17 protein-coding genes and 1 pseudogene are annotated in these 21,108 nt (G+C 61.9%); 8 read left to right on the top strand and 10 right to left on the bottom strand.

The window, feature by feature from the left end:
- Positions 1-193: 193 nt before the first annotated feature.
- From HDG33_RS19275 to HDG33_RS19265, 3 genes are all read left to right on the top strand, one after another.
- Positions 194-931, top strand: a complete 738-nt coding sequence (locus HDG33_RS19275) for a TetR/AcrR family transcriptional regulator (RefSeq protein ID WP_184032146.1) — start codon at positions 194-196, stop codon at positions 929-931.
- Positions 932-970: 39 nt separating this feature from the next.
- Positions 971-1,894 (top strand): DUF72 domain-containing protein, encoded by a 924-nt coding sequence (locus tag HDG33_RS19270; RefSeq protein WP_409259037.1) that lies wholly within the window; start codon positions 971-973, stop codon positions 1,892-1,894.
- Between the two features lie 263 nt (positions 1,895-2,157).
- On the top strand, positions 2,158-3,276 hold the full coding sequence (locus HDG33_RS19265) for a 3-deoxy-7-phosphoheptulonate synthase (RefSeq protein ID WP_311539229.1): 1,119 nt from the start codon (positions 2,158-2,160) through the stop codon (positions 3,274-3,276).
- 244 nt (positions 3,277-3,520) lie between these two features.
- Here the strand turns inward: HDG33_RS19265 and HDG33_RS19260 are convergent, their stop codons facing one another.
- The gene (locus tag HDG33_RS19260) at positions 3,521-3,799 is read right to left on the bottom strand and encodes an HU family DNA-binding protein (RefSeq protein WP_013092091.1); all 279 of its coding nucleotides are present in this window, start codon (positions 3,797-3,799) and stop codon (positions 3,521-3,523) included.
- A 349-nt stretch (positions 3,800-4,148) separates the two neighbouring features.
- Here HDG33_RS19260 and HDG33_RS19255 point away from each other — a divergent pair, with 349 nt between their 5' ends.
- Positions 4,149-4,532: a hypothetical protein gene (locus HDG33_RS19255; RefSeq protein WP_176078989.1), complete on the top strand. Its 384-nt coding sequence runs from the start codon at positions 4,149-4,151 to the stop codon at positions 4,530-4,532.
- 241 nt (positions 4,533-4,773) lie between these two features.
- A complete protein-coding gene (locus HDG33_RS19250; RefSeq protein ID WP_184032145.1) occupies positions 4,774-6,747 on the top strand; it encodes a bifunctional diguanylate cyclase/phosphodiesterase in 1,974 nt (657 codons plus the stop codon).
- A 27-nt stretch (positions 6,748-6,774) separates the two neighbouring features.
- Here the strand turns inward: HDG33_RS19250 and HDG33_RS19245 are convergent, their stop codons facing one another.
- Complete coding sequence (locus HDG33_RS19245) at positions 6,775-7,488, bottom strand: DUF899 family protein (RefSeq protein WP_184032144.1); 714 nt, start codon at positions 7,486-7,488, stop codon at positions 6,775-6,777.
- A 286-nt stretch (positions 7,489-7,774) separates the two neighbouring features.
- Here HDG33_RS19245 and HDG33_RS19240 point away from each other — a divergent pair, with 286 nt between their 5' ends.
- From HDG33_RS19240 to HDG33_RS19230, 3 genes and pseudogenes are all read left to right on the top strand, one after another.
- A complete protein-coding gene (locus HDG33_RS19240; RefSeq protein WP_184032143.1) occupies positions 7,775-8,722 on the top strand; it encodes a LysR substrate-binding domain-containing protein in 948 nt (315 codons plus the stop codon).
- A gap of 82 nt (positions 8,723-8,804) precedes the next feature.
- A pseudogene (locus tag HDG33_RS19235) lies at positions 8,805-9,719 on the top strand (MFS transporter); the annotation flags it as partial.
- 918 nt (positions 9,720-10,637) lie between these two features.
- The gene (locus HDG33_RS19230) at positions 10,638-11,087 is read left to right on the top strand and encodes a hypothetical protein (RefSeq protein WP_184032142.1); all 450 of its coding nucleotides are present in this window, start codon (positions 10,638-10,640) and stop codon (positions 11,085-11,087) included.
- Between the two features lie 134 nt (positions 11,088-11,221).
- Here the strand turns inward: HDG33_RS19230 and HDG33_RS19225 are convergent, their stop codons facing one another.
- From HDG33_RS19225 to HDG33_RS19190, 8 genes are all read right to left on the bottom strand, one after another.
- Positions 11,222-11,656, bottom strand: a complete 435-nt coding sequence (locus HDG33_RS19225) for a hypothetical protein (protein WP_184032141.1) — start codon at positions 11,654-11,656, stop codon at positions 11,222-11,224.
- Between the two features lie 172 nt (positions 11,657-11,828).
- Positions 11,829-12,662 (bottom strand): tetratricopeptide repeat protein, encoded by an 834-nt coding sequence (locus HDG33_RS19220; RefSeq protein ID WP_184032140.1) that lies wholly within the window; start codon positions 12,660-12,662, stop codon positions 11,829-11,831.
- 326 nt (positions 12,663-12,988) lie between these two features.
- The gene (locus tag HDG33_RS19215; protein ID WP_184032139.1) at positions 12,989-13,384 is read right to left on the bottom strand and encodes a response regulator transcription factor; all 396 of its coding nucleotides are present in this window, start codon (positions 13,382-13,384) and stop codon (positions 12,989-12,991) included.
- Positions 13,384-14,826: a nitrogen regulation protein NR(II) gene (locus tag HDG33_RS19210; RefSeq protein WP_184032138.1), complete on the bottom strand. Its 1,443-nt coding sequence runs from the start codon at positions 14,824-14,826 to the stop codon at positions 13,384-13,386. Before HDG33_RS19210 ends, HDG33_RS19215 begins: the two co-directional genes overlap by 1 nt.
- Before the next feature lie 514 nt (positions 14,827-15,340).
- Positions 15,341-16,597, bottom strand: a complete 1,257-nt coding sequence (locus HDG33_RS19205; RefSeq protein WP_184032137.1) for a cation:proton antiporter — start codon at positions 16,595-16,597, stop codon at positions 15,341-15,343.
- A 145-nt stretch (positions 16,598-16,742) separates the two neighbouring features.
- On the bottom strand, positions 16,743-18,197 hold the full coding sequence (locus HDG33_RS19200; protein ID WP_311548346.1) for a DUF2252 domain-containing protein: 1,455 nt from the start codon (positions 18,195-18,197) through the stop codon (positions 16,743-16,745).
- 38 nt (positions 18,198-18,235) lie between these two features.
- On the bottom strand, positions 18,236-19,966 hold the full coding sequence (locus tag HDG33_RS19195) for a SulP family inorganic anion transporter (protein WP_184032136.1): 1,731 nt from the start codon (positions 19,964-19,966) through the stop codon (positions 18,236-18,238).
- Positions 19,963-20,763: a TrkA family potassium uptake protein gene (locus tag HDG33_RS19190; protein ID WP_184032135.1), complete on the bottom strand. Its 801-nt coding sequence runs from the start codon at positions 20,761-20,763 to the stop codon at positions 19,963-19,965. Before HDG33_RS19190 ends, HDG33_RS19195 begins: the two co-directional genes overlap by 4 nt.
- Positions 20,764-21,108 lie beyond the last annotated feature (345 nt).

Below are 21,108 nucleotides of genomic sequence, written 5' to 3'. Positions count from 1 at the left end.
GAAAGCGTGTCAACGCGCATTTCACGCCAGATTGACGTAAGCGTCAATAGGTATTTTTGAGTGTTACTCAGAAATTTACAAACCCGCGTCAGCCGGCCGATTCGGTGCTACGATCGCGTTCATCGGGCACAGACGCAGCGTTCAATCGCCAGCTCGAGCCCCAATCCGCATCAAAAATCTGAATTTTACTCATATGACGGTTGCCGAGAAGGCCGGATTACCTGTCTCGCGTCGCCAGCCGGCCGGGCGCAAGTCGCAGCAGCGCGTGAAGGAGATTCTTCAGGCGGGGCGCGACGTGTTCTCCGAAAAGGGCTACGAACGCGCGACGACTGCGGAAATCGCGCAGCGCCTGGGCGTTTCCGAGGCGACGGTGTTCAGCTACTTTCGCGGCAAGCGCGAGTTGTGCGCTCGTGTCATCGGCGATTGGTACGACGAGATCATCGACGCGATCGAAGCGGGCCTGCCGCGCGACGGCAACGTGCGCCAGCAGTTCGCGTTCATCGTGCGCATGCATCTGCGGCTGATGCTCGTGAATGGCACCGATCTGTGCGCGCTGGTGCTGTCCGAAGGCCGCACGCGGCATCACGAACTGAGCGAAGCGCTGACCGAACTGCAGCGCCGCTACACCGCGCCGTTGATGCGCGTGCTCGCGCAAGGCCAGCAAAGCGGCGAGATTCGCTCCGACATGCCGCTGCGCCTGTTGCGCTCGATGGTGTTCGGCCCGATGGAGCACGTGCTGTGGGACGCGACGCTGACGAACCGGCAGATCGATATCGACGCCACCGCCGATCAGCTGATCGACGTGCTGTGGGTCGCGCTGACGCCGCCCGACCTCGCGCTCGGCGCGTTGCAGCGCTTTCGCGTGGAAGTGGCCGCAGCGAGCCGTCGTTTCGACGAAGCCAGCGCCGCGCGCCGCGAGAAAAGCGGCTAATCTACGAGCTTTCCCGCCGCAGCCGGAAGGAGAGCCCAAGTGCCCGCAGCGACAAGCGCGAAGGAAAGCAACAAGCGAAGCGAGAAGTCTGGCGAAGAACGCGGCGACAAACCGAAAGCCGCAAAGAAAGCGCCAACGAAAAAATCAACCGAAACGTCGTCCAGATCCACGTCCGCCGCACGCATTCGCATCGGCATCGGCGGCTGGACCTATGCGCCGTGGCGCGGGCCGTTTTATCCGGAAGACCTGACGCAAAGCCGCGAACTCGAATATGCGAGCCGGCATCTGACGTCGATCGAAATCAACGGCACGTTCTACGGTTTGCAGAAACCGGCCAGCTATGAGAAGTGGTATCAGGAGACGCCCGACGATTTCGTGTTCTCGCTAAAGGCGCCGCGTTACGCGACCAACCGCAAGGTGCTCGCCGAAGCCGGCGACACGATCGAGCGATTCTTCGCAAGCGGGGTGCTGCTGCTCAAGCAGAAGCTCGGGCCCATCAACTGGCAGTTCGCGCCGACCAAAAAATTCGACGCCGACGATTTCGAGGCCTTTCTGAAGCTGCTGCCCGCGAGCATCGAAGGACAGAAGCTGCGGCACGCGGTCGAGGTTCGTCACGAGTCGTTCAGGACACCGGAACTCATCGCGCTGGCGCGCAAGTACAAGGTCGCGGTCGTGCTCGCGGCCGACAGCGAGTATCCGCAGATCGCCGACATCACCGCGCCGTTCGTCTACGCGCGCATCATGGGCACGAGCGAAAAGCAAGCCAACGGCTATTCGACGAAAGCGCTCGACGCATGGGCCGAACGCGCGCGCCAGCTCGCCGCGGGCATCACGCCCGACGATCTCGAGACCTGCGCGGAGCCGCCCGCGAAAGCCGCCACGCGCGACGTCTATCTATATGTGATCAGCGGCTTCAAGGAGCGCAATCCGGCCGCCGCGATGGCGTTGCTCAAGAAGCTCTGAATCCGCCGCGCCGCCTGCCCGCCGGTCCACCTGCCATGAGGCCGGCGCGGGTGTCATAATCGCGCCAGCGCATCCGTGCGCGGTCGCGTCGGCTTCGCGTCAAGCCCGACGCAAGACCTTGCGTCAAACCTCGCCCGAGGCACGCAGTAACCCAACCCGCACGGTCCACGTCAAACCCACGCGGCGCCCGCACGCCCTCATCGCGGCGGCGCTCGCATAATCAGGCGGCAAGGCCGCCTCATCAACCGATTGCGGAGAACATCTTGAGCGCCCTCGACAATCCCCTGCACGATCAGGAAGTCGGCTCGGCCGACGCCACCCAGGACACCACGCGCATTGACGACGTGCGCATCGGCGCGGTCCGTCCGCTGATTTCCCCCGCGCTGCTGCAGGACGAACTGCCGGTGCCGCCCGCGGTGCAGTCGCTGGTCGAGAAGACTCGCGTCGAAATCGCCGACATTCTGCACAGCCGCGACGACCGGCTCGTGCTGATCGTCGGCCCCTGTTCGATTCACGACCACGACCAGGCGATCGAATACGCGCGCAAGCTGAAGGCCGCCGCCGATCACTACCGGGACGATCTGCTGATCGTGATGCGCGTGTACTTCGAGAAACCGCGCACGACGGTGGGCTGGAAAGGCTACATCAACGATCCGCGTCTGGACGGCAGCTTCCGCATCAACGAAGGCCTGCGTCTCGCCCGGCAATTGCTGCTCGACATCAACGGTCTGGGCCTGCCCACGGCGACCGAGTTTCTCGACCTGTTGAGCCCGCAATACATCGCCGATCTGATCGCGTGGGGTGCGATCGGCGCGCGCACGACCGAGAGCCAGAGTCATCGTCAGCTCGCGTCGGGCCTGAGCTGCCCGATCGGCTTCAAGAACGGCACCGACGGCGGCGTGCAGATCGCCGCCGACGCGATCGTCGCGGCGCGTGCGAGCCACGCGTTCATGGGCATGACGAAAATGGGCATGGCCGCGATCTTCGAAACGCGCGGCAACGACGACGCGCACGTGATCCTGCGCGGCGGCAAGAAAGGGCCGAACTACGACAGCGCGTCGGTGCAGGCGACCTGTGAAGCGCTGAGTTCAGCGGGTCTGCGCGAGCAGGTGATGATCGACTGCTCGCATGCGAACTCGAACAAATCGCACTTGCGGCAGATCGAGGTCGCGGACGATATCGCGCGGCAACTGTCGGAGCGCGAGCGCCGCATCATCGGTGTGATGCTCGAAAGTCATCTGGAAGAAGGCCGTCAGGATCTGAAGGCCGGTGTGCCGTTGCGTTACGGCGTGTCGATCACGGATGCCTGCGTGAGCTGGGCGCAGACCGAACCGGTGCTCGCCACGCTCGCCGAGGCAACCCGCAAGCGTCGCGCGGGCTGACAGGGCAACGCACGGACCGCCCGATCGCGATGGCCGCGGCGGGTCCGCTTTAGACTCGATCGAAGCCGGTCGAGCCCACGAACGCCTGGCTCAAGGAGCCAGACACACGCGCCGCACCAGCTGCCGGCGAATCGCCTGGCCGGGCTGGGCAGCGCGTGATCCTCACGCCCGACGCATCACTCACGCGCGCCTCACAGCGGGGCTGCGGCGCGCATCGCGAATGCTCCGGCGTGAAGCGCGTTGCTTACGACGCGTTGACGGCTTCCTTGAACGCCTTGCCTGCGGTGAACTTCACCGTCTTGGCCGCGGCGATCTGGATCTCTTCGCCCGTCGACGGATTGCGCCCCACGCGTGCCGCGCGCGCGCCGGTCGAGAACGAACCGAAACCGACCAGTTGCACCGTATCGCCGCTCACCACGGCCTTGGTCACTGCCTCGACGATCGCGTCGATGGTCTGGCCGGTTGCCGCTTTGCTTTCGCCCGTCGCTGCGGCGACTGCATCAATCAGTTCCTGTTTGTTCATAGCACTTCCCGTATGGTAATCATGGAACCGGCGCCATCTGAGGCGCCGGGACCGACACACTAACGCATAGGCGCACCTTCGCGCAAACCCTTGGTGTAAGGCTTGTATCAAGGCGGAGGCGCGGGTTTGACGTTTTTGCGCCCCAAACTGCCATAAGAATCGCGAGCTTATGCGCGCGCGCCGCCTTATGAGCGTTCGCCGTGCATCACAATCCGTTGCAATTTCAGTACTTTAGGTCGCGTTACGCGATCCCGCGCCGGCTTCCCGATGACGATAGCCCTTTTCGCGATGCGCGGGCGCGCCATTTGCGTCACATGTCACAAGTTAACTATCGGCAAGACATAAAGAAGTGAGAATTCGCCACTTTGCAACATGCGCGCTGCTCGCCGCGTTGTCGTCGGCGGCGGCCGCGGCCGACGACAACGCGTGCGCGACCCTCGTCGGTGCGACGAACTCCAGCGCCGCGCAGAGCTTTTCGCTACGCGACGGCGAACCGGTCGACTTCGTTGGCGGCGGAAAAACCGTGCACGGCAAGCTGCTCGTGTTCAGCGACGGCGACGTGTTTCGCGCGTACTGGCAGCCCGATGACAGCCCGGAAAAATACGTGCTCGCGAATGCTGGCGCCGACGCGGTCCGGCTCGTCTCGGCCGCGCCGCGTGGCACGCCCGCGCCGGCCGGCCAGCCCGGCACCGCCATGCGGCCGCAGCGGGTGCTGTCGTGCCCCACGCTTTGAGCATGCGCGAAGGCCGCCTTTTGCTCGAGTCTCGCGATCGGCATCCGGCACAAACGTCTGGTTCCGGCGCCGCCAACACGCGCCGCCAGGTAGTACTTACCGCCCGACTATCCGTAAGCGCGCAGCCGGGTTCACGAACCCTTGACTGCGATGCTCCGTTCCCCCTTTGAGCGCTCAAGTTAATCAGCCTCGCGCCGATATAAACAGCTGCGTTTAGCGCGCAAACGTTAAAGGGATGGCGATGGCTTGGCTTGCGAGATTGAAAAGGGTACTGTCGGTCGCCGAGGGTGACCGGGAGCTGATGCGTGCGCAGTTGCACGCGTTCCGCCGCCAGGTACCGCTTCTCTACTTCATCCTGCTCGTCAACACAGCGGCGGTGGCGGCGACGCATCTGGACAGCGCGCCGGCCTGGCTGTCGATGTATGTGCCCGGCACGCTCGGCGCGCTGTGTGTGTTTCGCTGCGTGCGCTGGTGGCGCAAACGCAACCATAAGATGACGGACGCTCAGGCGGTCCGCGAATTGCGCAGCGTGACATGGATCGTCGGCGTGTTCGGCGTCGCGTTCAGCGGCTGGTCGGTGCTGCTGTTTCCGTACGGCACCGCTTACCAGCAGGGGCAGGTCGCGTTCTATATGGCGACGACGCTGGTCGGCAGCATGTTCTGCCTGATCCATCTGCGCAAGCCCGCACTTCTGCTGCTTTGCATCGTCATCCTGAGTTTCTCCGGCTTCCTCGTGTCGAGCGGCTCGCCGGTGTTCTTCGCGATGGCCGTCGACATGGCGCTGGTCGGCGTCGCGCTCGCGGCGGTCATCCAGCTTTACTGGCGCACCTTTGCAGACGCGGTGCACGCGCAACGCGAACTGCAGGCAAGCCAGCACAACACCCAACGGCTCAGCGACGACAACTACCGGCTCGCGAGCATCGACAGTCTGACCGGCCTGCCGAACCGGCGCAGTTTCTTCGCGGCGCTGAACGCGATATCGGAGCAGGCGCTCGAAACCGGTGGCGGCTTCAACGTCGGCCTCATCGATCTGGACGGCTTCAAGCAGGTCAACGACATTTACGGTCACGCGAGCGGCGACCTCGTGCTGCAGGAAGTCGGCACGCGGCTCGTGTTGATCGGCGAAACGGGCCTGATGTTCGCGCGTCTGGGCGGCGATGAATTCGGCGTGCTCGTGCGCCACAAGGTGTCGAACGAAGCGCTGGTCGAGTTGGGGCAGCGTATCTGCGATGCGCTCAGCCAGCCTTATCAAGTCGCCGACAATGTCGCGGAGCTGTCGGGCACGATCGGCTGGGCCGCGTTTCCCGACGCGGGCTCGACGGTCGCGCAGGTGTTCGAACGCGCCGACGCCGCGCTCTATGTCGGCAAGGAAAACCGCCGCGGCATGCCGGTGATTTTCTCGACCGAACACGAAACGCAGATGCGGCGTCTAAGCCTCGTCACGCAGGAGCTGCGCCATGCGGACCTCGAAGCGGAACTGTTCCTCGAGTTCCAGCCGATCTACGATCTGCTCACGCGCCGGCCGATCGGCCTCGAAGCGCTCGGTCGATGGCACAACGCGCGGCTCGGCATGGTCAGGCCGGAGGAATTCATTCGGATTGCAGAGCGGACCGAGCTGATCCTCGGCATCACCGACGTGCTGCTGCGCCAGGCGCTCGCCGAGGTCGCGCACTGGCCCGCCGATCTGTATCTGTCGTTCAACCTGTCCGCGATCGATATCTCGACGTCGGCGCGCGCGCGCCGCCTGATCGACATTGTCGCGGCAAGCGGCGTGTCGCCGCATCGCGTGACGTTCGAAATGACCGAAACCGCGTTGACGCGCGATTTCGAGCAGGCGCACAGCGCGATGACGATGCTGAAGCAGGCCGGCTGCCGGCTGTCGCTCGACGATTTCGGCACCGGCTATTCGAGCCTCAGCTACGTGCATCGGCTGCCATTCGACACGATCAAGATCGACCGCAGCTTCGTGAGCGACGTCGATACCAATAGCGCCTCGAAGAAGATCATCAAATCCGTGATCGACCTATGCCGCAACCTCGGGCTCGAATGCGTGGTGGAAGGACTCGAAACACCGTTGCAGGCCCAGGTCGTGAAGGCGCTCGGCGCGCGCGCGGTGCAGGGCTATCTGTTCTGCCTGCCGATGCGGGCGAGCGCGGTCGGCACGTTTCTGTGGACCTCGCTCGCCCAGAGCCACGCGGCGCAGACGCATTCGTAGCGCTCGATCGCTCCATGGCAGCGCCGCTCAATACGCCAGCTTCGGATACCAGTCGGTGCCACGGCCGCCCGGCGTCATGTCGAGGATCGTCCACAACGGCATCAGATCGGGCGCGCCGCGCGGGTCCTGTCCGGGGTCCGACGTCGACGGCCCCATCTCCTCGGCCCAGAAGTGCCGCACGACGCCGCCCGTGCGCGTGAATACGTTGAGCGCGGGAAAGTCGTCGCCGGCGGGATCTTCGGCCGCGTAATCGCGATTGAACGTGTTGCCGCCCGACGAATACAGCCGCAGATGCCGCCAGCCGCGCTCCTGCCTGAACGCGACGAGCCTGTCGATCGGCGAGCGGCCGATCACCGCGAACGCGACGCGCTGCAGGATATCGGGCATTTCGCCGTCCCACGCGCTCAGTAGCGACGTGCACATCGGGCACGGCCGCGCGCGTTGCGGTCCGAACATCCAGTTGTAGGTCACGAGCGTGTCGTGCGCGCCGAACATCTGCGATAGCGTGACCGGGCCCGCTTCGCCGTCGAAGCGGTAATCCTCCGGCACGACGCCGCCCGCCGGCAGCGCGCGACGCTGCGCGGCGACACGCTCGATCTGGCGGCGCAGCTCGATCTCCTCGGCGAGCAACGCGTTGCGCGCGCGTCGATATTCGGAGCTCTCGCCGGGAAAGCGCGAGGGCAAGTCGGCCAGTTCGCGGGCCGGTTTCAGCGTATGCATCGAAGTGTTTGCGTCGTTCATCAGTCATCTCCTTGCGAGAAATCGTCAGAAAAACGGACGGAAGACGAGCGGGCATCGTCGCTTTGCCGCCCTTCCTGTAGGGACGACGAACGAGGCCGCGGAAAATCGACAGGCCTCGCCATGATTTTGCAGCGGCGGCTTTTTGCGGCGATTTTGCCGGCGGTTTGACCACCCACTCGCCAGGTGCCGGCGCAAGGTATGCTTGCGCCAACCAGCAAGTTCGTTACACCCGCCAACACCACCCGGCACGCGCGCCACGCACGACGCGGCGCCTTGGGGAACGCACATGCCGCTTCGTCTGCCACCCCTGCCCGCGCTTCGCTTTTTCGAAGCGGCCGGCAGGCATCAAAGTTTCAAGCTCGCCGCCGCCGAGCTGAACGTCACGCCGAGCGCGATCAGTCACGGCATCGTCGGACTCGAGGGAGCGCTCGGCGTCGAACTGTTCGTGCGCGAGCCGCGCGGCATCTCGCTAACGGCGATTGGCGCGGATTATCTGTCGTACGTCTCCGAGGCGTTTTCGCTGATCGCGATCGGCACGCAACGTCTGCCCAATCATCGCGCGGATCGGCCGATCGCGCTCAGCTGCGCGCCGACCTTCGCGTCGCGCTGGCTGCTACCGCGCCTCGCCGGTTTTCGCGCGCGCTGGCCGCATGTCGTCGTGAGCGTGGACACCTCGCGTCGCCAGGTCGGCTTTCCGGTCGACGGCTTCGACTTTGCGATCCGCATGAGTCGCGCGCCGGTCGCCGGCACGGCATGGACGCGGCTGTTCGGCGAGCGCTTCGTGCCCGTGTGCAGCCCTGCTTATCTGGAAACGCTGCGCGACGAGCGCGGCGTCCCGAGCCTGCCACGCGCGACGCTGATTCACGTGAACGCCGCGAGTGAAGACTGGCAGGCGTGGCTCGACGCGACCGGCACCGGCGGCATCGATACAGGCGGCGGCTTGCACGTCGACACGATCCAGCTTGCCTTCGAGGCGGCCAGCATGGGCCTCGGCGTCGCGCTCGGCCGCAAGCCGCTGGTCGACGGCGATCTGGCGAGCGGCGCGCTGGTCGAGGCTTGCGCGGCCACCGTCGCATCGACTACCGCCTACTGGCTGGTCAGCGCGGAGAATGCGGACAGCGCGATCCGGCGGCCCGAGCTCGCCGATTTCAAACGTTGGCTCGTCGACGAAGCGGCGGCCTTCGACGCGCATGCGGACGCAGCGGCGGACGACGACATAGCAGCGCATAGGTGAGCCACACTCACCTGTCGTCGAAATCTTTTCCTTTGCCCGCTGCGCGGCGGGCTGCGACGATGGTGGCCAAGGAGGAGCCGCCATGTCGACGACCCATAGCAAGCAACCCGCCCCCGCCCTCGCTCCGGCGACGACCGTCACCACGACGCTCGTGATCGTCGCCGGTGCGCTGATCCTGAGCGCCGCGATGGGCATCCGCCAGACCTTCGGCCTGTTCATCGGCCCGTTCTCGTTCGATCGCGGTCTGCCGGTCACGCTGATCGCTTTCGCGATCGCGCTGCACAACCTCGTGTGGGGCTTCGCGCAGCCGTTCGCGGGCGCGGCCGCCGATCGCTATGGCTCGGCGCCGGTCGTCGCGTTCGGCGCTTCGACGTTCGCGTCCGGCCTCGCGCTGTCGGCGGTCGCCCCGAGCGGTGCGCTGCTGGTGACCGGCATGGGATTGCTGGTCGGCATCGGCGTGAGCTGCGCGACCTTCGGCGTGGTGTTGCCAGCGGTCGGCCGCGTTGCGTCGCCGGAGAAGCGCAGCGTCGCGATGGGGCTCGTCAGCGCCGGCGGCTCCGCCGGACAGGTGCTGATGGTGCCGCTCGTACAAGGCATCCGGCTGCATTCGGGCATCGCGACATCGCTATTCGTGCTCGCTTTCGCCATGCTGCTGATCGCGCCGCTCGGCATCGTGCTCGACCGGCGTGCGCCGATCCACGCGACGGCTCAGGCGCGGTTCGAGGACGCGCCCGCGGCGCCGCTGCGCGAGGTTCTGTCACAAGCGATGCGCCATCGCGGCTACCGCTTGCTGACGCTCGGCTTCTTCACCTGCGGCTTTCAGCTCGCGTTCATCGCGACGCATCTGCCCGAGTATCTGACGCTGTGTCATATGCCGATCGGGCTGGGCGCCACCGCGCTTGCGCTGATCGGCCTGTTCAACATGGCGGGCAGTTGGGCATGTGGTTGGCTCGGCGGCCGGTTCCGCCAACATCATGTGCTCGGCTGGCTTTATCTGAAAGGTTTTAGCAACCTGATACCTGTCAAATGAGGCTGCAGACATACTCTAACGTCCCGCGATTCCTGATTTGACACGTCAGCGGTATCAAATGTGGAAACGCCCTTGGCTGCGTCCTGCGAAGTCAACTGCAGCCATAAACACTGCCGAGCGACACCCGGCGCAACCCATGGACACACTTCCGACGGGCGTGTCTCCCAGACGGCCCCAGCATTCCAGCATGGCCGTCGATAGCCGCATCGCTGAAGGCGCCGTAGATACCAGTCAACATTGCACGAAGGGCAAGGCCTCGACGGTCGTCTTCATTTTTTGCTCGTGATCGCGCATTAGGTATTGCGAGGACGACCGGGTTTGTGGAGTTCCGATTCCAGTTGCTCAACTGTGCTCGGGCAAGTATCACACCATCGGATTCGAACGGTCATTCGACTAATGCCATCACCTCGAAGTTGAGCTGGTGCGCACCCTTGGGTCCGCTGCTTCGTCGCTGGTCCAGTCAGGCGATCGCTAGCAAACGCGGCCTCGGCCGCCTGGAGGGCCGCTATCAATGATCTTGACCGTTACGGTCACGCAACCCTCGTCTCGACTACGAGCTGCCAACATACCGCATAAGGATGGTCGCAAGTCTTCGTCCAAACGATGACGCGAGACGACGTATCGTCGATGTGCAAATCTGACTTCGGAACCGGGTCCCGCCAGTCGGCAGGCAGATGTATGTCACCACTGAAGACCGATCCTTTCTGACTTGTATCAAGACCCCAACGATGAAAGCCGATAGGCTAGAAATACATACGTGTGTGACGTCCACGGCGACGCCTATCTGTCAATCAAACTTTTACTGCCAGCAACTTGCACTCGCATCCGGGTGCCCGATACCGTTCGCTCGCACCTAGCGGCGGGTTGGATGAAGTGGAGAGACTCATGAAGGCTTCTACACCTTGCATCCTGGTGACCGTGCTCGCTGCGATGAGTGCCGGACTCAGCCCGAATGTATCCTGCGCCCAGGCGCTCGACGCGCAACTGGACTGCAAACTGAGCGCACATGACTTTATCGCTCCGCTCCTGGAAAATCACGACATCGAGCCAATTCCCATGCACGTCGAAGCGAATTCGATCAACGCATTTCGAGCGGTTCACGACAGGAAATTGACGGCCTTTGGTTTTCACGTCTACGCTGTCTTAGGATATGCACACGACGATGCCATATTTGAGCAGGGAACCGGTCAACCCATTGACCATTCAGCGTATGGAGCTATAGTGCGCGGCCCTAACGAACAGGTGGAATCACGCGCACGCGAAGAAGGCAGTAGCGCTGTCGTTCATCAAGTGATTCCCTTTTTGCTTACCGCAATTCTCTGCGACGGCCAGTAACGGGTTGCGCTGTAACGGATAATGTATATACGAGGGCTGCGCGCCGCTCGAAGCACTCACGCCATCCGCAACGCTGCCTTAACCTGGCACACACAGACACCAGCCAGCTTTGAATCACAATGGGCATTTTGCCGTTACGCGGAACGCCGGTGCCAACGAAGTCCGGCGCGAAAGACATACATCAGCGTCATTGCGATTCCAACGACGGTAAAGCACAGCAGCCATGCGTAGGGAACCACCTGACTGAACTCGTCGGTCCGATGCTGGACGATCGATGCCCGGTAGGAATCCGGGTCATTTGCGGCATCCGGTGCTGAGATCCGATACACGAAGAATGTCTGGCAGACTTCACTTTGCGGTTGCGCCGCGAGCCCCGGCGAGCCGGCTGTCATATCGCGAACCTCGGCACACTCCGGCGCCGCCATGCCAACCATAATCGAGGCGTCGGCCGGGTTATCGTATATCGAGCCGGCCCATGTCATGGCGATTGCAAGCAGTGCGCTCAACGCCGTCGCCACAAGCAACTTCTTTAGCAGTCGATACCCCAGACGCCCGCCCGTGCTGTGCATTACGTCGCTCCTTCGCTTCGTGCTGAACTTGTGCGAGTTATCAGAATAGTTCGAGCCTCCTAGGTGCGATTGAGCCAGATCAAAGGCAAATTCTCCATCATCGACGATTCCACGCGCAAGGCTATCCGGCCCGTCGGCCAGCGCCGCGACTGCGCCAGATCTTCAACAAAAACTAAAGAGCGCCGCGATGTCTGATCGCCTCCAATGCCCGGGCATTGCCCTGTTCGGCAGACTTGCGGTACCACCTCGCTGCTTCAGCGTCGTTCCTGACGACGCCGTAGCCTTTCTCGTACATGACGCCCAAGTTGTATTGCGCGATGGCATAGCCCTGTTCGGCGGCCTTGCGATACCAGCTCACCGCTTCGGCATCGTCCCTGGGCGCGCCAGCACCCGATGCATACATGCAACCGAGGTCGTTTTGCGCGACCGGCAGACCCTGATCAGCTGCGAGGCGATACAGTTTCATGGCTTGCGCATCATTCTTGCCGACGCCCTCACCTAATCTATACGCATTGGCAAGTTTGTTTTGCGCGTCGGCCAGTCCCTGATCGCCCGCTCGCCGCCACCAGTACAGTGCTTCAATCTGATTCTGGACGACACCACTACCCGTCTCATAAGCGACGCCCAGGTTGAACTGCGCGTCTGCCAAGCCTTGCTCAGCCGCCTTTCGAAACCACATCGCCGCTTCGTTCTCGTTCTTCCCGCCCCCCGTGCCCTTCGCGTACATAACACCGAGACTGTTCTGCGCGACAGCCAATCCCTGATCGGCCGCTTTGCGGAACCACCACACAGCTCGGACATCGTCCCGCGTGACACCTAGGCCCTCCGCGTAGATAACGCCCAGTTGCTCCTGAGCGAGCGCATCCCCCTGCTCCGCCAACTGGCTAACAGCGAGGACTTGCTCGGTCAGTTCGATATCACGGCTGATGGGTTTGCTATTCGCGTTCGCAAGCGGAGCCAGAACCAGACAGAGCAGGGACACGACAATACGTGCGGACTGGATCATGTTTTCCCAAGCCTCATGCCGTTGGATGACCGGCGGATCGATGTCGGTAGCGCACGTTCTTCATGTCTCTGCATTTTCCGCTACCCGTCGTGCACACGGCAGCCTTAACTTGCTTTCGAGCGTGGCAAGCAGCGATTTAACGCAACGATTCGTTCTACAGCACCACTCCCGTTGGGCTGAAATACCCGCTTCGAGGCCGGACGCCGTTCAAGCGCTTCCGATTCGACCGGGGTGTCGGCCCCCACGACCGCGCGCAGGCCCATGCCGTGCTCTTCGAGCAAAGCGAGATCGGCCGACCCGATGCGACTCGGAGAAACAAGTCGATCTCACGGTCGAACAAGCGCAGATGGGCCAACGTGTTTGCGGCCCCGTCGAATTTCCCCGCGAAGCGTACTCCCGTCGCGAGGCTCTCGTCGATGCCGCCGCAAGCGACCTTCCTGATTGCCTCGACAAGATCCCCAGGTGGGTCGCTTTTCCCGACAAATGAAGACGATAGGCAGTGCCGCGTCCAGTCGACGCTGTAATTCCAGTCCGTTCATATCCGGCAGATCCACGTCGAGTAGAAGACAGGCGGGGTAACTCGACAGGTCCGCGTCATTCAGAAACGCGGTCGCGCAGTCGAACTCCTCGGTCCGATAGCCGGCGGAGCTCACGAGGCGCCGTAATGCGCGCCGCACTTCGGCATCATCGTCTACGATGAAAATAACGGGACCAGGATCCATTATGGTTTTTGACAGGGACGGTTCGACACCGTCGCGCGCTCCGATGGCAGGGAGACGTAAAACGACGCGCCCCGGTCTGCATTGTTTTCTGCCCAAAGACGACCGCCGTGAGCATTCACGATATTGCGGCTAATCGACAGGCCCAGCCCAAGCCCGTGAGGCTTGGACGTAAAAAACGGTTTGAATATCTTGTCCAGCTGGTCCCCGGTCAACCCTTGTCCACGGTCGATGACCGCGATGCAGACAGTCTCATGACTGCCTTGCGCGACCTGCACCGTCAACACGCGGTCGTCGGCCTGACAGTCGTGCATCGCATCGAACCCGTTGAGCATGAGGTTGAGCACAACCTGCTGCAACTGGACCTTGTCGCCCAGCACAGCAGGAAGATCTACCGCGACGTCGAGCGTCACGAGGATCTTGCGAACGAGCGCGTCGGTGTGCACAAGCTGCACTACGTCGCGGGCAACGCTCCCCACGCTGATCGACTGCAACTCCACGTCGCCTTTCTTGACTAGCGTACGGATGCGCCGAATGATCTCGCCGGCGCGACAGTTGTCGGACACGGCATCCCTCAGGCATTCGCGTACCTCGACGAGATTCATCGGGTCCGCCTCGATGAACCTTTGTGCCGCCTGCACATTACTGCGAATCGCGGTGAGCGGCTGATTCAGCTCGTGCGCCAACGACCCGGCCATTTCCCCGAGCGCAGAAATGCGTGTGAGGTGAGCCATTTCCTCCCTGTTACGATGAAACTCGTGCCAGCCGCTTCCGTCGACAATCACGAGAAGCCGTGCCAACCCGCGCTCTCCCCGCCAACGGCTCGTTGTCACTTCCACGGGAAATTCGTGCCCGTCACTACGTCGAGCAATGAGAGGTTGTCTTGCATGGGCGGATGAAGCTGGCGCACTGCCAGCACGCTCCAGCGCTGCGCCCGCTTCATCCGGCCGGAGATGCGGAAACAGCAGGTGCTCGGACGCGCCGATCAGTTCGTCATTGCTGTATCCGAACAGCTCGATTGCCTTTGCGTTCACAAACACGATCTTGCCATCGGCGCTGATGGCGCCGATCGGCAGCGGAACCAGTTCAAACGCCTCACGAAGGCTGGTCTCCTCGGTCAGAATCCTATGGCTTTCCCTGATACGTCGGCCAAACCACCGAATGCGCTTGTCGACTTTTTCTGCGAGCCGCATCACGATGCCGAAACGTGATCCGCTGCCGGCGATCGGCTGGCTCCGGCCGGATTCTGACTCTCCAGCAGCACTGCGCAGTCCCGACAACATGTGAACCCCAGCGTATTGGTCGTCACCGGCATAGCGCGACGATGGTAACGCGCTGACCTGCGTGGCGCACGCATACGCTTGTATCGACAATGCTGGAACGTACGACGGTGGCATGGTAACGAGTGAAGAGGCCAGATTCAGGCAGAACTCAATGGCTTTCATGACCAATGTCTCCGATAGGGCTCGAAGCGGCAGCATTCACTGGCTATTGCGTACGCTTACGTACCAGGTTGGAAGGCAGACCTCGAGGCCGAACACGGTGCCGGTTTTGTGATCGTCAATGCTGAAGTCGTTTGATAAATCTCGTCGAAAGTCGCGGCGTCGATACAGATGCGCATGATGTCGCTTTCTGCATGATGTCGCTTTCTTCTAGTAGTAACCTTAGCCGCATACGAGGGGGTTATTTTGATCCTCGTCACTTTTTCTTGGTTAGCGGCCTGGCGTTTACCCTTTGAACAGCGCGCCAGCTTAACCGCAGCTTCCAGGGGCCAAAAGTTATTGAACCACTATTGCTGGCCGTCAACTGCGCCGCTTTTGCGGTTAGTGCCGCTTAGGCAAGCGTTCACTCCTGTAAGCAGCAGCCAGAAGTGCTTTGTGCATCAGCCTTCGTAACATCGTTGTGGAAGCAATATGACCATCAAGCCGGAGACGGACCGCCTCTCGAAAGGAGAGCAAATCAGGCTTCTTGCCCACTTTCCCTGTTTGGCCCAACCACCTGATGTTCCGGCGCGCTATCGCCCAGCGGCGCAATAGCGGCCGCATAGCGGTTGATGCCGTGAAGCGCGCTCAATCCATGCGCCATGATGCTGAGCAGCACTGTCGCAACGACTGCGACCTTGATCGTCGGCTCTCCCGGCAAGCCCGTTTCGCCCTCGAGATAAACGAGTGCAAGAACGATGGATGCGAGTCCCCTTGGACCGAACCAGCCCATGAACAGGACGGTCGGCCGGCTAAGACCCGTACCTGCCAGCGCAATCGCTACCGGAATCATGCGTATCACAGTCAGGCTAAGCACGCTGTATGCGATGATGACAAAGCTGAATTGCGCCCAGAACCGCGTGACAATCAAACCAAAGAGGAAGAAGACGAAAAAATTGAAGAGCTGCCCCCATTCCTCCGTGAATTCGACACTGTGTCTTCCCACCTCGCTGAAGCCCACCTGAGTGGCAAGCCCGGCCACGAATGCGGCAATGAACATGCTCGCGCCAGTTGCGTCCGACGCCAGTACGCAGGCAAGCGGCAGCGCCACCACGCCGAGTTGCGCCACGGGTTCGGTCATCCACTCCTTGCGGCGGGCAAGGGCTAGCAGCCAGCCGCCCGTCAGTCCGATACCGAGTCCGATCAGCGCCCCGTAGCCTAGCTGCCGGATCAGAAAGTGGGCAAGCATTGCGCTGCCGGCGCTTTCCTCACGGGCCACCGCCAACGCGATGAAGAACATCAGGAAGGGAACCGAGAGTCCGTCGTTGAGACCGGCCTCGACGTTCAGCGCCTGACGAATCCGTTGCGGCACAAGCGGGCTATTCACGATTACCTGTCCGAGTCCAGCGTCCGTCGGCGCCAGAATTGCGGCAACGATACATGCCTCCCACCAGGACAGTGTCGAGAGAACACCCTTGGCACACAACGCACCCAGCGCGATGGTAAGCAACATGCCTGTACTCAGCAGACGAACAGGCAGGCTGGTGTAGCTCTTCAGCATCCGCAAACTGACTCGGGAAGCGTCGGTGAAAAGCGTCATGACGAGCCCGAGTTCCGCAACCAGCAGCACGTCCTTTTGGTCGAGCGCCAATTCGTGCAGCGTTTCGGGAAAAGACGCCATGAACGCTCCGACCGCGGTAAACAAAATGGGCGCGGTGAGAACGGTCCGCTCCAGCCGTCTCGCGATGAGGCTATAGAGAAACATGAGTAAGATAAACGCCGCCATCAGAACCATCAGTCAAGTCTCCATTTACGAAGCGCGGACCTGTCATTCTGTGGTCGGTCTTCTCGGGCACGCGAAGTACTGACTGGGAAGACTACGTAGCGCGCGTCGACTCTTTCCGACCCAAACCATGTGAGCACATAATTTTCGACGGCGATCATCTGCCCTGGGCGGCCGCTACGCGTCCAGCCCTTACCGCAGCCTTCAGGGCCGACCAGTCAGCCTCGTTCTGTTCGGCGTACGCTCGCGCGAACACCTCGATAGCGTCGTCGAATGCTTCGGACTTGCCGAGGTATCCGCAAATCAGCGCAGGGTCGCCTGCCTTTGCCATTGCGTGGGCGAGCGCGTGGCCGCAAGATACCGCGTATTCACTGAGATCTTCGGGTTCAAAGGTGCTGAAATCGAATGCGCCCTTCATGTCGCGCAACTGCCGCACGTAAAAATCTATGCCCGTCACGCGCGCCCTGGACCAGCCGAGGAAAATATCGCTGGCTGATTGCAGCAGGCGCTGGCCGGTCACTACGCGCTCGCCGTGGTTTGCAAACTCGCTGGCTGGAAGGTATTTCTCCAGCACCGAGGCCTGCGCTTCCTTGACCTGCAGGAACAACGGACTCGTTCCGTCTGCCATGAACAGCGCGACATAACAGCGGGTGCCTACCGAACCAACACCGACCACTCGTAGTGCGACGTCGACCAGTTCGTAGCGGTCGAACAGCGCGCGCCGGTCCATGAGTAGCGTTGCCCGGTACTCCGCAATAAAGCGGCGGATCGTTGAATCGAACTGACTGGCTTCACGCGGATTGGCTGGGGCAAAGTGGTAGACAAGTGGCGGTTCATCCTTGATGCGCAACCTCCCGTTAACCGGTTCGGTCGTATGGCTCGCCACGGTGCGAGACGACTGGCTTCTAGCCTTGCTGATGACGGTCTGCTCTTTCCTGCGCTCCGCCCGCGTGTCGGCCAATGCCAGCATCTGGTCCGCTGAAAACTGGTAATACCACACGTCAAGCGTGTCCATCTTGCTGAAGTCGTCGATACGCTGCCGAAAGGTGGAGCACAAGCGACGTATCACGTCGCGCTGCGTGCGCGCGCCAAAGCCCCGCTCGCGCGCGGCCACCAAAAAGGACGTGGCAAGCCGCCGGACATCCCAGTCAAAGGGGCCACGCAGTGTTTCATCGAAATCGTTTGGACCAAACAGTATCCGCCGCTCCGGACTCGCAAAGAGCCCAAAGTTGGCCAGATGGGCGTCTCCGCTGAGATGCACAATGACATCCGTGCGAGGCCAACCTGACAGATCATGTGCCATCAGGGCTGCTGCGCCGCGATAGAACGCGAACGGACTGGTGAGCATGCGGCCGTAACGGATGGGGATGAGATTCGGCAAACGGCCCACGTTGGATGCCTCGAGCAAAGCAATCGGGTCACGATCCACGCGTTTGCATACAGCGAGTTCGGCGCGTGGCACCCTCTGCCGCGCCGCCTTTCCAGCTGCGATCCGCGATGCGCGCGAACCTCTGCCATTAAATTCGCTGGGCAAGTCCTCTGCGCCTTCTTGCTTCGTATCAGCGTGCAAAACAGGCGCGACGCCTGGTATCGTGTCCATGATTTTCGGCACGGTAACTCCTTCACTCGGACTAACCAGCAAAAGCCGTTTCACGCTGACTTATCGCCGGTCACAGGCGGTGGCGGTGGAGCATCGCGCAAGGCGTCGACCACAGCATCGACCGTCGGAAAAATTTCCTGGCGCGCAGCATCCGGCCCGCCGGATCCGCGGTAGCGTTCAAGCTCGACTCGCACCCCCTCCGCAACGGCCACCGACGCAATACCGATACCGCGCCGGAGGAGTTCGTCGCGCAACTGGAGCAGCATTTTCCCAGCGGTAAAGTCGATGTTATGAACTTCGGACGCATCGACCACAACCCAGCGGACTGGTGATTGTGCGCCCTCCACCAGCTTCAGGATCTCTTCCATGAAGCGACTGGCGTTTGCATAGAAAACGTCTGCTTCGAAACGGTAGACGACGACACCCGGCACAGCAAACACGTTGGGGGCCACCGGGTGTGCCTGCCACTGCCCACCCGCATCGCGCGTCAGCACACGTGTACGTAGCCGATAGCTATGGCGCGCATGATCGATGAGAGAAAGTAAAACGGCGATGAGGATGCCGTGCTTGACATCGACGAACACGACCACGCCCGCAGTGATCAATGCAAGGACGAATTCGTCTTTTTGAAGACGGTACAGTTCGCTCATGCCTTTCAAATCAACCAGCTTCACTCCGATCAGAAAGACAATTGCGGAAAGCACTGCAGCTGGCATGAAGCTGAGGGGCTTGGTCAGGAAAAGCAGCACCAGCAATACGATTGCCGCGGTAGTCAGGTGCGCGACCTGACTGCGACCGCCCGCATCATCCACCATCTCCGTTTTGGTCGGACTCCCATTCACCACGAACGTGCCCGTCAAGGCCGCGGCGAGGTTTGCACCCGCAAGGCCGACGATATCGAGATTCGCGTCGACGCGCTCGTTATAGCGGTTGGCGTATGCGCGCGCAGTCGCGATGCTCTGCGCGAGTATGACGATGAAACAGGACGCCGCCGTAGTCAGGACCACGTCGATATCCGCCAGGTGAAATGCGGGTAGGGACAGCGACGGCAATCCACTTGGCACGTTGCCGATGACCGCGATGCCATGCTGCGCGAAATTGAAGACCGAACTGGCTGCGATGGCGCCGACCACGGCGATGAGGGCACCGGGAATGCGCGGCGCAATGCGCTTGCACCCCGCAATTACGACAAGCACCGCTACAGAAAGCGCCAGCGTCGCATACTGCATATCCCCCAGGCGCTGGAAGACCGATGCAATCTGCGCTAGAGGCCCGTGCCCCTCTTTCGACAAACCGGCTAGACCCGCGAGTTCACCTGCCGCCACCTGGATGCCGACGCCTGTCAGAAAACCGATGAGCGCGCTACGTGACAGAAAGTCGGCGAGAAAACCAAGACGAAAGATTCGGGCGAGCACCAGCATTGCGGCCACTGCAAGCGCCACGGTGCTAGTGAGGCTCACGTACTCGGGGCTGCCCAACGCGGCCACCGCCACCAGCGTGCCGGCGAGAATGGCGGCAGTCGCAGAGTCCGCTGCGGCGACCAGGTGGCGCGAGCCACCGAGCACCGCGAATGCGACGAGTGGCAGCAGAATCGTATAGAGGCCCGTGACGGCGGGGGTGCCGGCGATCTTGGTGTACCCCATGACTTCGGGGATGCCGAGCGCGGCCAGCGTGATGCCTGCGACAATGTCATGCGGCAATGCAGCACGGTTAAGCGGCAACAGCCCGCGCAGCAAAGGCAGCCGAGGCAAGCGGGTATCCGTCGGTACGGTCGATTTCATATCGCTACCTTGAGATCGATGCCGAGTTGCGCCACCAGCGCGTTAGCAATCAGGTCATCCGCTATCACCACGTCTGACGCGCCAGCGCTTTCCAGCAGTTCTTTTCGAAGGCTGTTTTCGCCGGACACTGCGATCCTGAGCTTGGGATTGAGCCTGTGCGCCATCAATGTGATCGCGAGATTGGCATTTGCGTCGGTAGACGTCACTACCAGCACCCGGGCCGTATCGAGTCGCGCGTGCCGCAGCACATCGTCAAACACGCCCGGCTCGCCAAGCACGACGAGATACCCCTGTTCGGCAGCCTTGTCGGCAAGAGTCTGATCTGCGACGAGCACCATCACCGTTTCGCCGGCCTCACGCAAACGGGTGGCGACCCGTTCTCCGACCGGTCTGAAGCCGGCGACGATGACGTGGCCGGTGAGATTTTCAAGCTTGCGTGCCATGATCCTGTTCTCCCGATAGGCCATTACGTCATCGCCCGATAGAACCCCGGTAAGCGTTGTCACCGCATAGCCGCCGACCAACAAGGTCGCAAACATCGCCAGCAGCATGAAGATCTTCTGGTCTTTGGCGAAATCGGTGAAATCGCCCAGTGTGGTGATGAGGTTGACCCCGTCCCACACGGCATTGAAGACCTTTGTCGCTAGCGACGTGTGAGATCGGTTCAGCAGCACCAGACCCGCTGTCGCGCCCGTCAATACGAGCAGCAGCAGCCCAATCGAGTGGAGGGCACGGCGCCGCCATTCGCGCACACGCATTGCGCCAAGGCGGGGCTCATCGACACGGTAGATCAACATTCTTCCTCGGGCATCCGTTGATGAGACTGTCCGGGTAGCCAGCCACCCAAGGGCGGCTACCGTTACTGTGATAAATGTCCGGTCTCAATCGGAACAAATGCAAGGTTCGCATCAACATTTTGCTGCAGATGTCTTCTCCGTCGCATGCGTTCAGCTTCGGCGGTGTGGCGTTTTTAACCGTGCTCTTCGAGCTACGTGCATGCATTAATAAAGTCGTGCCGCAGCCCGGTAGCCGAATCGGAGAGAAAGAAATGCCACGATCCAGAGGTCGCGTCGGAATGCCTATCTAGCTAGAGAATGATGGGGCCTTGTCTTCGATCGGTTTAGAAACATGTACAACTTGGG

Origin of the sequence: Paraburkholderia sp. Cpub6, from assembly GCF_014201065.1 — a bacterium.
GTDB lineage: Bacteria > Pseudomonadota > Gammaproteobacteria > Burkholderiales > Burkholderiaceae > Paraburkholderia > Paraburkholderia tuberum.
Note: the sequence above shows the minus strand (reverse complement) of the source record. Positions and strands in the feature narration are given on the sequence as shown.

What these genes read in the sequence shown, in the direction of transcription:
- HDG33_RS19225 (WP_184032141.1), bottom strand. Translation starts at nt 11,656, where the DNA reads ATGCACAGCACGGGCGGGCGTCTGGGGTATCGACTGCTAAAGAAGTTG.
- HDG33_RS19260 (WP_013092091.1), bottom strand. Translation starts at nt 3,799, where the DNA reads ATGAACAAACAGGAACTGATTGATGCAGTCGCCGCAGCGACGGGCGAA.
- HDG33_RS19240 (WP_184032143.1), top strand. Translation starts at nt 7,775, where the DNA reads ATGCCGCTTCGTCTGCCACCCCTGCCCGCGCTTCGCTTTTTCGAAGCG.
- HDG33_RS19215 (WP_184032139.1), bottom strand. Translation starts at nt 13,384, where the DNA reads ATGGATCCTGGTCCCGTTATTTTCATCGTAGACGATGATGCCGAAGTG.
- HDG33_RS19230 (WP_184032142.1), top strand. Translation starts at nt 10,638, where the DNA reads ATGAAGGCTTCTACACCTTGCATCCTGGTGACCGTGCTCGCTGCGATG.
- HDG33_RS19205 (WP_184032137.1), bottom strand. Translation starts at nt 16,597, where the DNA reads ATGGTTCTGATGGCGGCGTTTATCTTACTCATGTTTCTCTATAGCCTC.
- HDG33_RS19210 (WP_184032138.1), bottom strand. Translation starts at nt 14,826, where the DNA reads ATGAAAGCCATTGAGTTCTGCCTGAATCTGGCCTCTTCACTCGTTACC.
- HDG33_RS19250 (WP_184032145.1), top strand. Translation starts at nt 4,774, where the DNA reads ATGGCTTGGCTTGCGAGATTGAAAAGGGTACTGTCGGTCGCCGAGGGT.
- HDG33_RS19245 (WP_184032144.1), bottom strand. Translation starts at nt 7,488, where the DNA reads ATGAACGACGCAAACACTTCGATGCATACGCTGAAACCGGCCCGCGAA.
- HDG33_RS19220 (WP_184032140.1), bottom strand. Translation starts at nt 12,662, where the DNA reads ATGATCCAGTCCGCACGTATTGTCGTGTCCCTGCTCTGTCTGGTTCTG.
- HDG33_RS19190 (WP_184032135.1), bottom strand. Translation starts at nt 20,763, where the DNA reads ATGTTGATCTACCGTGTCGATGAGCCCCGCCTTGGCGCAATGCGTGTG.
- HDG33_RS19195 (WP_184032136.1), bottom strand. Translation starts at nt 19,966, where the DNA reads ATGAAATCGACCGTACCGACGGATACCCGCTTGCCTCGGCTGCCTTTG.
- HDG33_RS19275 (WP_184032146.1), top strand. Translation starts at nt 194, where the DNA reads ATGACGGTTGCCGAGAAGGCCGGATTACCTGTCTCGCGTCGCCAGCCG.